12 protein-coding genes and 1 pseudogene are annotated in these 12,582 nt (G+C 64.5%); 7 read left to right on the top strand and 6 right to left on the bottom strand.

The window, feature by feature from the left end; genetic code table 11:
- Window positions 1-51 precede the first annotated feature (51 nt).
- A complete protein-coding gene (gene msrB, locus C4901_RS12495; protein WP_110137613.1) occupies window positions 52-525 on the bottom strand; it encodes a peptide-methionine (R)-S-oxide reductase MsrB in 474 nt (157 codons plus the stop codon).
- 25 nt (window positions 526-550) lie between these two features.
- Complete coding sequence (gene msrA, locus C4901_RS12490; protein WP_110137612.1) at window positions 551-1,156, bottom strand: peptide-methionine (S)-S-oxide reductase MsrA; 606 nt, start codon at window positions 1,154-1,156, stop codon at window positions 551-553.
- A gap of 209 nt (window positions 1,157-1,365) precedes the next feature.
- Here msrA and C4901_RS12485 point away from each other — a divergent pair, with 209 nt between their 5' ends.
- Entirely contained in the window at window positions 1,366-2,190 is an 825-nt protein-coding gene (locus C4901_RS12485; protein WP_205735991.1) for a ferritin-like domain-containing protein, read from the top strand.
- 43 nt (window positions 2,191-2,233) lie between these two features.
- Here the strand turns inward: C4901_RS12485 and C4901_RS12480 are convergent, their stop codons facing one another.
- Window positions 2,234-2,497 carry a DUF2249 domain-containing protein gene (locus C4901_RS12480; RefSeq protein ID WP_110138645.1) on the bottom strand — a complete coding sequence of 88 codons (264 nt, stop codon included), beginning with the start codon at window positions 2,495-2,497 and terminating at the stop codon, window positions 2,234-2,236.
- A 413-nt stretch (window positions 2,498-2,910) separates the two neighbouring features.
- Between C4901_RS12480 and ilvB the strand changes: the two genes are divergently transcribed.
- Both ilvB and C4901_RS12470 read left to right on the top strand, forming a co-directional pair.
- Window positions 2,911-4,569, top strand: coding sequence for a biosynthetic-type acetolactate synthase large subunit (gene ilvB, locus C4901_RS12475; RefSeq protein ID WP_110137610.1), 1,659 nt, complete (start codon window positions 2,911-2,913; stop codon window positions 4,567-4,569).
- A gap of 129 nt (window positions 4,570-4,698) precedes the next feature.
- Entirely contained in the window at window positions 4,699-5,688 is a 990-nt protein-coding gene (locus tag C4901_RS12470; protein ID WP_205735990.1) for an adenosine deaminase, read from the top strand.
- On the opposite strand, the gene cbbX is transcribed toward C4901_RS12470, so the two are convergent.
- The 3 genes and pseudogenes from cbbX to C4901_RS12455 all read right to left on the bottom strand — a co-directional run.
- Window positions 5,689-6,633, bottom strand: a complete 945-nt coding sequence (gene cbbX, locus C4901_RS12465) for a CbbX protein (RefSeq protein ID WP_110138644.1) — start codon at window positions 6,631-6,633, stop codon at window positions 5,689-5,691.
- 97 nt (window positions 6,634-6,730) lie between these two features.
- On the bottom strand, window positions 6,731-7,165 hold the full coding sequence (locus C4901_RS12460; protein ID WP_110137608.1) for a ribulose bisphosphate carboxylase small subunit: 435 nt from the start codon (window positions 7,163-7,165) through the stop codon (window positions 6,731-6,733).
- A gap of 26 nt (window positions 7,166-7,191) precedes the next feature.
- Window positions 7,192-7,647, bottom strand: a pseudogene (locus C4901_RS12455) (RuBisCO large subunit C-terminal-like domain-containing protein); the annotation flags it as partial.
- Here C4901_RS12455 and C4901_RS17770 point away from each other — a divergent pair.
- From C4901_RS17770 to ygiD, 4 genes are all read left to right on the top strand, one after another.
- Window positions 7,628-7,798, top strand: coding sequence for a hypothetical protein (locus tag C4901_RS17770; protein ID WP_168185443.1), 171 nt, complete (start codon window positions 7,628-7,630; stop codon window positions 7,796-7,798). The pseudogene C4901_RS12455 and the gene C4901_RS17770 sit on opposite strands and share 20 nt — an antisense overlap.
- A gap of 143 nt (window positions 7,799-7,941) precedes the next feature.
- A complete protein-coding gene (locus C4901_RS12450) occupies window positions 7,942-8,439 on the top strand; it encodes a hypothetical protein (protein ID WP_110137607.1) in 498 nt (165 codons plus the stop codon).
- A gap of 763 nt (window positions 8,440-9,202) precedes the next feature.
- Window positions 9,203-11,338: an FAD-dependent oxidoreductase gene (locus tag C4901_RS12445; protein WP_110137606.1), complete on the top strand. Its 2,136-nt coding sequence runs from the start codon at window positions 9,203-9,205 to the stop codon at window positions 11,336-11,338.
- Window positions 11,339-11,694: 356 nt separating this feature from the next.
- Window positions 11,695-12,474 carry a 4,5-DOPA dioxygenase extradiol gene (gene ygiD / locus C4901_RS12440; protein WP_110138643.1) on the top strand — a complete coding sequence of 260 codons (780 nt, stop codon included), beginning with the start codon at window positions 11,695-11,697 and terminating at the stop codon, window positions 12,472-12,474.
- The last annotated feature ends 108 nt before the right edge of the window (window positions 12,475-12,582 follow it).

The following is a 12,582-nucleotide window of genomic DNA, read 5'->3' as shown; positions in this document are numbered from 1 at the left end:
AGCGGGCTGTACCAGGGACCTTCGGGCCTTGCCGCGAGGTTCGCCGTCGCTTTAGGCGTCGTGATCCCCGAGATCGGTCCGCGTGCCATCGGGCATGAAGCGTAGCGACACGGAGTTGACGCAATGCCGTTCGCCGGTCGGGGCTGGCCCGTCGGGAAAGACGTGCCCGAGATGGGACTGACAGCGCGCGCAGCGGATCTCGGTGCGTGTCATGCCGTGACTGGTATCAGTGATGCGTGTGAGATGGTCGGGATCGAGGGGTCGCGTGAAGCTCGGCCAACCGGTGCCCGACTCGAATTTATCCTGGGACCGAAAGAGCGGCAGTGCGCACAGCCGGCAGACGAAGGTCCCGACACCGTGTTCATCGAGCAGGCCGCCGCAAAACGGCGTTTCGGTGCCCGAGGCGAGCAGGACTCGTCGCTCCTCGGGGGTGAGGTCTTTCACGCGCCGCTCGTAAACGACGGCGGGCAGCGGCGAGAGGTCGTAACCGGATGCCGAATAGCGTTTGGATGTCTCATCATTCATGGGCCGCTCCTTTTTGTGCCAGCGGTTATGATAGCGGGGCGTGCCGCAGCATGTGCGTGAAATAGCGCCGGAGTTTGGTGACCTTGGGGGTCGCGACATGCACGACGTAGGGTTGGTCCGGGTGGCAGGCGGCGTAATTGTTGTGATAGGCCTCGGCCGGATAGAACGGACTTGCAGGCACGATCTCGGTCACGATGGGATTTTTGAAGACCTGATCACGCGTCAATTGCGCGATGAGGGTGGTCGCCGCCGCCTGCTGGCGCTCATCGTTGTAGAAGATGGCAGAACGGTATTGGCGCCCGCGGTCGTTGCCTTGTCGATCCTTTTGCGTCGGGTCGTGGGCGATCGAGAAAAACACCATGAGCAGGTCTTCGTAGCGGATCTGCCGCCGGTCGTAGGAGATGCGCACCGCCTCGGCGTGGTCGGTGCGTCCCGTGCATACCTGTTGGTAGTCGGCGGTCTCGCGCGTGCCGCCGCAGTATCCGGATTCCACTTTCAGGACCCCGCGCAGTTCGCGAAAGACGGCCTCGACGCACCAGAAACAGCCGCCGGCCAGGACCGCGATCTCGACATCCGGTTCGGTGGGCAAATGGGCATCGTTGTCCGGTGCCGTTGTGTCATGATCGTGCATGGCGATCTCCGTCTCGTTGTGTGGGTTCGACCGGTAAGGCCGCCCGGGACGCGGGCCGGACGTCGGCTGGCGGGCCTCCGGATGGTTTTTTATACTAACGCGACGGCATGCCCAGACCCATCGGCCGGCACGACCGACGGTCCGTGGCGGCCGTCCCGTGACCGCGGCCGTGCGTAAGAGGCGTCACAAGACCGATGGGAGGACCCGCTGTGGAGACGCATTTTAAGCCTTTCCGGCGACGATGGTCGCCAGACGACATCCCCTACGACCAGGTGGATCGGGCCATGATCGCCGATGATCGCGACTGGTTTTACCTGCTCGCCGCCTCATCGTTCGTGGAGATCCTCTCCGATCTGTATGCCCGCAATCTGGGCGACTACTATGCCGGTGACGACGAGACCTGTGCCTGGCTTGCGCACAAATGGGGGCCGGAGGAGGTGCAGCACGGTGAGGCCTTGAAACGCTATGTTCTATCCGTATGGCCCGACTTCGATTGGCAGCGGGGGTTCGACGGGTTCCGGGCGGATTACGCGCCGTATTGCGAGACCGCGCGGCTTGGACCGACCCGCACCCTGGAAATGGCCGCGCGGTGCGTGGTGGAGACGGGTACGTCGAGCTTTTATGGGATGCTGCGGCACGCCAGCCCGGAGCCGGTATTGGCCGCGTTGGCCGGCCACATCCGTGATGACGAGATCGGCCACTATAAAGGGTTCTACCGGATCTATCGCGACTATCAGGGGCGCGAACCGCATTCCCGATGGCGCGTGGCGCGCGAGATCTGGCGACGGGTGGCCGAGATCGATAGCGAGGACGCCTATTTGGCCGTGAAGAACGTGAGTCTCGTCTGCGAATCGCGCGCGGCGTTCACGCGTGACGACTTTCGGGCTTTCCGTAACCGCATACGCGTGTGGATGCGCCGGCATTACCCCTTTCAGCCGGCGGTGAAGATGCTGCTCACGCCGCTTGATCTGCCCGCATCCTTGCAGAGGTTCATGGTGTCGTTCATGGCCGGCGGCGCGCGGCTCATCGTGTAGCCGCGTGCCGCCTGTCCGATACGCCCTTAATGGCCCGCGGGTTTCAGGCCGGGCGGCGCGTGAAGCGGATCAGGACGCCCGCGGCGTTGCGCTCGAGGTACTCGATGGCGACCTGGTGGCCATAGCGCTGCTCCATTTGTTGGAGCAGGGGGATGGGGTCGTGGTCGTTGCGGAAGTCCATGGCCTCGCCGGGGTTCAGGGCATCGAGGGCGCCGAAGATGGCGGCGTGCCGAAACCGCTTGGCGATCCCGCGGGCGTCGAATGGGTAGGTGCGATCATCGCGCAGGTGATTGTGGGCAATCGTCATGAGGAGGGTCTCCAATCGGTTGGGATAAGCGCGCCGCGGGCGCCATCGCGTACGGCGCAAGACAATACTTGACTAATGTGGTCAGGTAATCCTTGACCGCGATCAAGGACGCCGGGGATGCCGCCCGGCGCGAGGCCGAGGTCCACGCTCCCCCTTGTGTCGCGGTACGCGATCACGCACAATGATCGACAATTTGTAAAGGAAATCCGATGACCGCTTGCCTGTCGCGCCTTTGTCCCGGTCCCGCGCGCCGTTTCGACGGCGCGGTCCTGGTCGTACGCGTAACGAACGCCGGCGGCCAGAGCGACCTTTTGTAAACGTCTAACTCATCCGCCGGCAGGCCGCCGGCGGATAGCGTCCCTTCACGACCTCATTCCTCGGCGGACTCCGGCCCTTGCTAAAGGAGTCGAACGATGTCCGTGACCTGCGCCGAACTGCTCGTGACCTTGCTCGAGCGCCACGGGGTGCGCCTCGTGGCCGGTATACCCGGGGGCACGATCCTGCCGATCTACGATGCCCTGGCGCGATCCGCACAGATCCGTCATCTGCTCGTCCGCCATGAGCAGGCGGCGGGTTTCGTGGCCCAGGGCTATGCGCGCGCGACCGGTAGGGTTGGTGTGTGCCTGGCGTCGTCCGGTCCGGGCGCGACCAATCTCTTGACCGCGGTGGCCGATGCCCAGCGCGACTCCATCCCGCTCTTGGCGATCACAGGTCAGGTCCCGCGCGCGATGATCGGCACCGACGCCTTCCAGGAGGTGGATACCTGCGCCTTGGCGCGCGTGGTCACCAAGTTCAGCGCGCAGGTGCGCCGTGCCGATGAGCTCCCCGGGATCCTCGCCACCGCATTCTCGGAGGCCCGGTCGGGACGGCCCGGGCCGGTGTGGATCGATATCCCCAAGGACGTGCAGACCGAATGTGTGTCCGCTGCGTGCGCATCAGCGCAGTCCTCGACCCCGGCCCTGCCTGCGGCCCCGGCGGATACGAGCGTGGAGGTCGCGGCCGAGGCCATCGCCGGCGCGCAACGCCCCATCCTTTACCTCGGCGGCGGGCTCGTGGCGGCGCAGGCGGCGCCGCTCGCGCGCGCCCTGGCCGAATGCCAGGACATACCCGCGGTCATGACCCTGATGGCGCTCGGCACACTCCCCAAGAGGCACCCCTTGTCGCTCGGGATGTTGGGCATGCACGGCTCGCGCGCAAGCCATGCCGTGCTGCGCGAGACTGACCTCCTGATAGCCCTGGGGGCGCGCTTCGACGATCGCGCCACCGGACGGCTCGCCGACTTCTGCCCGCAGGCCAAGGTGATTCATGTGGACATCGATGCGCGCGAACTCGGCAAGCTGCGCATCCCCGATATCGCGATTGCAGGCGACCTGGGGTGCGTCTTAAGGGCGCTCCTGCCTCTCCTTCGGCCGCGCACGCGCCCTCTATGGCAGGCCCGGGTGGCGGCCTTGCGGGCCGCGCATCCGGACAAGGAGGGTGGTCCTGGCGCCCCGTGTACGCTCTTGCAGAGGGTTGCGCGCGCCGCACCCCCGGAGGCAATCGTCGTGAGCGATGTTGGGCAACACCAGATGTGGGTCGCGCAACATTATCCGTTGGCGGATGGCCGGCGCTGGCTCACATCCGGCGGCCTTGGCACCATGGGTTTTGGTCTGCCCGTCGCGATCGGCGCGGCGCACGCCCGACCCGAGGTCCCGGTGATCTGTTTCACGGGCGATGGCGGGCTTTTGATGAATATCCAGGAGCTGGCCACCGTCGCCGAGGCGGACGTCAACGTGAAGGTGATCGTCCTCGACAATCAGTCGCTCGGGCTCGTGGCCCAGCAGCAGGCGTTGTTCTATGCCGCGTCCGGGTTTGGCTCGCGCTTCGCGCAGGCCACCGATTACGTCACCATCGCGCGTGGGTTCGGGATACCGGCCTTCGACACCGGTGACGCGGGCGAGGGCCGGGATTTCTGGTCGGACGTGCTGACCACCCCGGGGCCGTGCCTTGTGCGCGTGCCGGTGGATGCCCGCGAGCAGGCCTTGCCGATCGTGCCTCCCGGCGCCGCCCACTGGGAGGCGATCGGAGGATAGTGGGGGGCGCCGGCGAACCATACAGCCAGCCGAGCGCGCCGCGATGGTATCGGGCATAATAGGGGCCTTGCGTCCCTGGGGGAAATCATGCCACCGTCCGTTCTATCCGCTCTCGAATTCGCTTGCCGCATGCCCAAGGCGGAGCTGCATGTCCATATCGAGGGAACGCTCGAGCCTGATCTCGCGTTCGCGCTTGCGCGTCGTAACGGACTCACCCTGCCGTATGCCGACGAGGAGGCGCTGCATGCCGCCAAGGCATTCACCGATCTCCAGTCGTTCCTCGATCTCTATTACGCCTGCGCGGATGTACTGCGCACCAGCCGTGACTTCGCCGACCTCATGCTCGCCTATCTCGGCCGCGCGCACGCCGACGGCGTCGTTCACGCCGAGATATTCTTCGATCCCCAGACCCATACGGCGCGTGGCATCGCGCTCGCCGAGGTCATGGCCGGCCTCAATGCCGGGCGTGCCGAGGGTGTGCGGCGCTTTGGCATCACAAGCCGACTCATCCTGTGCTTCCTCAGGCATTTGAGCGAGGAGAAGGCATTCGCGACGCTTGCCGCCGCCGAGCCGTTTCTGGATGACATCGATGGCTTTGGTCTCGATTCCTCGGAACGCGACCATCCGCCCGCGCAATTCGCGCGCGTATTCGCGCGCGTGCATGCTCTCGGCAAGCGCGTCGTGGCCCATGCCGGTGAAGAGGGTCCGGCGTCGTATATCACCGAGGCCCTCGATGTCCTGGGGGCTTCGCGCATCGACCATGGCGTGCGAGCCGTTGATGATCCGGCGTTGGTGCGGCGGTTGGCCGCCGACGGCGTCGCGCTCACCGTCTGCCCCTTGTCGAACGTACGCCTGCGGGTCTTTCCCACCATGAAGGACCATACATTGCCGGCGCTGATGGCAGCCGGCGTACGCGTGACGATCAATAGCGATGATCCCGCCTACTTCGGGGGCTACATGAACGATAACATTCGTGCCGTGCACGAAGCCTTCGGTTTCGATCACGCCACCTGGGCCGCGCTCGCGCGCAATAGCCTGGAGGCGAGTTGGGCCGGGACCGACGACAAGGCCCGCTGGATCGCGGCACTGGATGGTCTCGCGACCTCCCCCGATCCGTGATCAGCGCGTCGGGGTGGCATCGGTATCCGCGGCCCCTTCGCCAAACACACGGCTTGCCATCACATCCTCGGCCTCTATGGTCATGAGGTCGCGCTTTGTGAGCGGCCGGCGCTTGCCCGCGAACAGCCGGTTGGCCTGCCGCAAGCGCGCGCGGTCGAGGGCGTTGCGGATGGAGCGCGCGTTGGCGAAATGTCCAAGCTTCATGCGCAGCGGAATGTAGTCGGCAAACGCCTTCTCGCCGGCCGGACTGAAGCCATAGTTCTGCTCGGCAAGCATGAGTTTTGCTATCGCCATGAGTTGCGGCGCCGAGTAGTCCGGAAAATCGACGTGGTGGGCGATACGCGAGCGCATGCCGGGATTGCTCGCGAAGAACCGCTCCATCTTGTCCTTATAGCCGGCCAGGATCACCACCAGATCGTCGCGGTTGTTCTCCATGACCTGCAGCAGGATCTCTATCGCCTCCTGCCCGTAGTCGCGTTCGTTCTCGGGTTTGTAGAGATAGTAGGCCTCGTCTACGAACAGCACCCCGCCCATCGCCTTTTTGATGACCTCCTTGGTCTTGGGGGCGGTGTGGCCTATGTATTGGCCCACGAGATCATCGCGCGTGACGGCCATCAGATGACCCTCGCGCACATAGCCCAGGCGGTGCAGGATCTCGGCCATGCGCAGCGGCACGGTGGTCTTGCCGGTCCCGGGATTGCCGGTGAAGGACATATGGAGGGTTGGCGTCCCGGCGGTCAGCGCGTAACGCTTGCGCAGGCGGTCGACGAGCAGGAGCGCCGCGATCTCGCGGATGCGCGTCTTCACGGGCCGCAGGCCGATCAGCTCGCGGTCGAGGGTGTCGAGCACCTCCTGGACGCGTGAGTCGTTGAACTCCGCCTCAAGATCGACCGGTGTATCGTCGTTCGGTATCCCAGGCCCTGTGGTCCGCGATTCTTCGCCCATGCCCATCGTGTGTTCTCCCGCGGAGCGGATTTCGCCTACGATCGGGCAGGCCGCCGCCGTCACAAGAAAGACGGCGATCCTGGCCCCCTTTGCCGCGTCAGTAGCGCTCGGACTCCGGATGGTCGGTGGCGTAACTGTGGATCGTGTACCGCATCCGCCGGCCGTCGACCTCCTGGCGCACGAGCCCGAAGCCCGGTTCCTTCTTCGGGCGGTTTACGATATACGACATGCGCGGCGTCTCCCATCCCTGGGACGCGTCGAACGCCGTGACGCGCACATAGTGGTTGGGGAAGGTCTTGCGGCAGTCGTTGATCTCCATCAGGATGCCGGCCGCGTCCTTCAGGTCGAACATCGGCATGCCGAACATCTCCCAGTAGGTGTTGCGCGGGTGCGGGTCGTCGGTATATTCGACACCGATCGCCCAGCCCTGGTTCAGCACGTATTGGATCTGCGCTGTGATCTGGGCATCGGTCAGGTCGGGAAGAAACGAGAATTGTCCTTGAGTCAGGCGATTGCCCGGGTTCGTCATCATGGGTATGGCCTCCTTGATCGATGCGCCTAGACGGTGGCCGTCACGGTCGGGACAAAGTCCGCGGTGTCGGTCGATTCGTAGTTGAAGGTGATGTCCTTCCAGGTGTCGAGCGCGGCCTTCAAGGGCGTGCAGGTCTTGGCCGCCGCCTCGAGGATCTGCGGGCCTTCCTTCAGGTAGTCGCGGCCCTCGTTGCGCGCCAGGATCATGGCTTCAAGCGCCACGCGATTGGCGGTGGCGCCGGCCTGAATGCCCATCGGATGCCCGATCGTGCCGCCGCCGAATTGCAGAATCACATCCTCGCCCAGATAGTGGATGAGCTGGTGCATCTGCCCGGCATGGATGCCGCCGGAGGCGACCGGCATGACGCGGTTCAGGGATGCCCAGTCCTGATCGAAGAACAGGCCGTTTTCGAGGCTCTGCGGCGTGCGCAGATCGCGCAGCGTGTCATAGAAGCCCTTGATCATGAGCGGGTCGCCCTCGAGCCATCTGGGGGTGCTCGATGTCGAGCATCTGCCGATCGCCCGATCCTGGTATGTCGTCAACCGCAAGGGCAAGTCGCCATCGCTGGTAGCTGGCGCCTTTCGCAACTATCTGCGCGAATATACCACCGCGTCCGATCATCGCGACCCGTGAATGAGAGAGGTCGTGGCGGGCGTAATGCGACGGCCGGGCCGTTGCAAAACACTACATCTCGCGGCTGTCGCCGGGATTAATCTGGGCAGGCATAATGGCGGTCACGGAACAGGGTGTTTATCTCTTACGGAAAGGAGCCTTTCATGTCGAAATCGCGATTGACGCTTGCACTGCTCGGTCTGCTCACCACGGGGACGGCGTTCGCCATGCCCCCCATGAAGCCCATGGCCGCGCCGCCCCCGGGGTGCCATGTCGTCATGCGCCATCGGTTTCTCCACCATCCCATGATTCCCATGGTCCTGCCATTGGCGGAGATGCGGTCCTACAGCCTGCATCTGAGCGATCATCAGGTGAGCACGCTTGCCGTATGGCATAACCGCCACATGCGTGTCGCGGTGCCGCTCATGAAACGCCTGCGCAATGACAAGAGGGCGCTCCATGAGGCCCTGCTGCGAGGCGCCGGGGCGGGGACCGTGCACGATATCCTGAACCGTCTGGATCATGACCATGCGCGCTTGCTGGATCTAGAGGTCGCCCAGGTGCGCATCGTGCGCAAGACATTGTCGATCGATCAGTGGCACAAGCTCGTGAACATGTACCATCGCATGCCGCCCATGCGCTTTATGATGATGCACCGTTGATCTTTGGCGGATGCATCGGCCGGCCCCATCGAGGGATGGGGCCATGGCATGATGTTCCGGGGCTCGCTTGGGCCCCTTCGCCTCACCACACGGTCTGTGCCTGGAAGTAGCCGCGAACCTTCGTGTCGGCCGCCACCAGGGGGTCCCGAGCCCACGCGACGTCGCCATGATGATGCGCTCGCGGGATCTTGAGGGAAGTCGCCGCAGCATGGCGCTTGTGACGGCGATTTCGTTGTCCGCGGGAACGAAGCGCAGGGGCCCGGTGCCCTCCGGGCGCAAGCCGCTCAGGGATCTCGATCTTGGATAATGTCCCGCGATCCCCGAACCTCCCCACGGCTAATGGACCATACGGCCCACAATGAGCCGGTGGGTTCTGATGCCCGCAGCAAAGGTCTTTCCGGCTCTCGCCGCGATCGCAGGGCGACGTGGTTACAACATCCGGAATCTTCCGTTGTGCTTGCGCCCTTTTGAGAAAGAGCCGCTCTGTCTCTGGCATGAATGCCGAAGCGGGCAGGGCCTGTCATTCGCCGCTTGCATCCCCCCGTCGGTACCCGTGTGGTACGCGAGCCCGTCTTTTTCGTATTTCGCGACGGCCGGGTATTGAGTCGCGTCAACATAATATGAAATTATGCCCTATCGGAAAAACTAATGGGCCGAGCATGATGGTACCTCTTCCCGCACTCGCCCGTGTCGTATCGGGTGGGCATACCCCTAGAGGCCGGGTGCCTGGCATGAGGAGAGTCGACGCCTCTCTGGAGGACTCGTGACCCATCGGCTGTCCGGGCCGGTGCGCGTCATCGCGGCGGTCTATCGCCTGCTGGAGCGATCGACCGGGCCGATCGTGGATCTCCTGATCCGCCTGTGGCTCGCCAAGGTCTTTTTCGTCTCGGGTGTGCTCAAGATCTTTGGTGTCAGTGTCGAACCCTACCTGTCGCATGTCGCCTATCCCGTGCCGTGGGTGGAACCGCTCAGCCCCACCTATCTGGGCGCGGCCCTGCAGATGACCATCCCGATCCTGCTCGCACTGGGGCTCGCGACCCGATGGGCGGCGCTTTATATGCTCATTCTCGTGCTGGTGGTCCAGCTGAACTACCTGCCCTTGGACATCAACCTGTATTCAGCGGTGTTGTTTGGATGGTTGGTCGTCTGCGGCGCCGGATCGCTGTCGCTGGATCATCTGCTGGCGCGCGGCTTGGGGGATACCGCACTACCCTTGGCCACGCCTCTGACACGCCTGGCGCGCGCCATCACACGCTACCTCCGGCCCTATTATCAATTGTTCGTCCGGCTATGGCTGGCCTTGGCGCTGTGCGCGGTCAGCACCAAGATGTCGTTACCGGTCGGGCTGGTAAAGCTCATCCCCAAAGACTCGCTTGCGCATTTCGCGCCGGCACCCGTGCTGGCGTTGACCGGCGCCTTGCTCCTGGCATTCGGCCTGGCGGCGCGCCCCATGGCGCTCTTGCTCATCGTGGTCGTGGCCGGCATGCATGTGGTGGGTGCGGCCGGTCCGGCCGACGTCTATTTCGTGATGACGCTTGCATTGCTGGGCCTGTACGGAGCGGGCCCGCTGTCGCTTGACCGATGGATCGCGCATATCCTTTCGAAGATCAGTGCAGAGCAGGCCGTCGCCCCAAAGGGTGCCCCGCGCGTGGTGATCGTAGGCGCCGGCTTCGGGGGCCTGGCATGCGCGTCGCGGTTGACGCGGGCGCCGCTACAGGTAACCTTGATTGACCGTCACAATTACCACCTGTTCCAGCCCCTGCTGTATCAGGTGGCCACCGCCTCATTGTCGCCGGCCGACATCGCCACGACCGTGCGTGGCCTTTTTAGTGAATACTTGAACGTGGAGGTCCTGCTGGGCGATGTCACCGGGGTCGATACCGACCGGCAGGCCGTGCTGATCGGGCAGCGGCGCCTGCCTTACGATTACCTGGTGCTGGCGACCGGTGCCTCACATAGTTATTTCGGGCGCGACGAGTGGGAACCCCATGCACCGGGCCTTAAGACCATCGACGACGCCGTGGAGATACGGCGACGCATTCTCGCCGCCTTCGAGCGGGCGGAATCCGCGGAAGATTTGGCCGAACGCCGGAGTCTGCTCACATTCGTGATCGTGGGCGGCGGACCGACGGGTGTGGAACTGGCAGGCGACATCGCCGAGCTCGTGCGCTACGGCATGGAGAAGGAATTCCGTCACTTCGACCCCGCCAGTGCGCGCGTGGTGCTGGTCCAGTCGGCAGCGCGCCTCCTGCCGACCTTTCCCGGGGCCTTATCGCGCAAGGCGCAGCGTTCGCTCGAACGGCTGGGGGTCGAGGTCATACTGGAAAGCAAAGTGGCGGACATCGACCCGGATGGTGTGCTCGTAAACGGCCGGCGGATCGCGTCTCGCACCGTATTATGGGCGGCCGGGGTGGTGGCGTCACCGGCCGCGCAGTGGCTCCATGCCGCGGCGGATCGCAGCGGACGGGTGAAGGTCGAAGCCGATCTCTCGGTGGCCGGCCTGCCCAATGTGTTTGTCATAGGGGACACCGCCCTAGTCAACGCCTGGAAGGGAAAACCCGTGCCCGGTCTGGCGCCGGCGGCAAAGCAAGGCGGGACCTATGTCGCGAGGGCGATTCTCGGGAGGCTGCGCGGGGAGGCGCCGCCGCCATTTCGTTACCGCCACATGGGCAGTCTCGCCACTATCGGCCGCAAGGCGGCGGTGGCGAGTTTTGGCGGCGTCAATGTGAGCGGCGCGCCGGCGTGGTGGCTGTGGGGTGCGGTTCACGTGGCGTTTTTGGTGGGCTTGCGCAACCGCATATCGGTGATGTTCAGTTGGTTTTGGGCCTACCTCACCTTCAAGCGCGGGACGCGCCTCATAACCGGAGGCGGGCGGCCGGCGAGGGAGGATCGGGGGTAATCGTGATCCGATGGTCTCGGGGACACGGCCCGCCCTGGGTGCCCTCGACATCTGGCATGGCCGGCCGCATGGAGGCCGCGGACAACCTGCGGGACGGCATGATCCATGGTCGGTCGCGGCGCCGGTCACGCCACAGGGGAGCGGCCCGTGACCTCCCAGCTGAGGGGGCGAGACGCTTGGCCGTCGCTCTGCGGGCAAGTCGTACGCCGGGAGCGGGGCAGGGTCACCTGCCATCCATATCAGAACCGCCAGCCTTTCCCAAGGCTCACGTTGAAAATAGAGGGAAGGGCGGTAGGATGGGCATCGCGGTGACCCAGGCCGGTCATTCGGTCGAAAATAAGAGGGGGTGTCAATCGATGGCCGATCGGCTTCCAGCGGTCTTTTTGGGGCACGGCAATCCCATGCAGGCCTTGGCGCGCAATGACTATACCGAGGCGTGGCGCCGGCTGGGCATGGACATGCCAAGGCCCAGGGCGATCCTGGCGATCTCGGCGCACTGGTATGGGTCTGGGGCGGCGGTGACGGTCGCGACGGCCCCGAGAACACTTCATGACTTCGGCGGATTTCCGCAGGAGCTTTACCAGATTCAGTACCGGGCGCCCGGCGATCCCGTCCTCGCTGGCCGTATCCAGCGGCTCTTGGCGCCGCATGCGGTCAGCCTGGATGACGGCTGGGGGCTCGATCACGGCACATGGTCGGTCCTGCGCCACATCTATCCCGATGCCGACATTCCGGTCGTGCAGCTCCGCATTGATGCCACGAAGGGGCCGGATCACCATTTCAATATCGGCCGAATGCTTGCGCCTTTACGGGGCGAGGGTGTACTGATTTTCGGGAGCGGCAATCTCATACATAACCTCCGGATGTATGCCTGGGACCGGTCGTCGCAGGAGCCCTATGACTGGGCGGTGCGCTTCGACAACAAAGTCCGGGAGCTGATGCATACCGGTGACTTCGTGCCGCTCATCCATTACGAAGCGCTCGGACGGGATGCGGCCCTCTCGATACCGACGCCGGATCACTATCTGCCGCTACTTTATGTCCTCGGTGCCCGACAACCAGGTGACGGCATCCGCTTCCCGGTCTCGGGTATCGAGGGAGGCGCGCTTTCCATGCTCTCGGTGCAGGTCGGGTAGGCTGCCGCCATTGCGACCCACATGAGTTTCATACCCGGATCGATGCGTCCCGCGGCGAGCCGGTTGTGATCTCCTCCATCTCCCTTTTAGTGCTCCAAGGTCTGTTGC

This window comes from Acidiferrobacter sp. SPIII_3 (assembly GCF_003184265.1).
GTDB lineage: Bacteria > Pseudomonadota > Gammaproteobacteria > Acidiferrobacterales > Acidiferrobacteraceae > Acidiferrobacter.
This window is presented reverse-complemented; position numbering and strand designations above follow the sequence as displayed.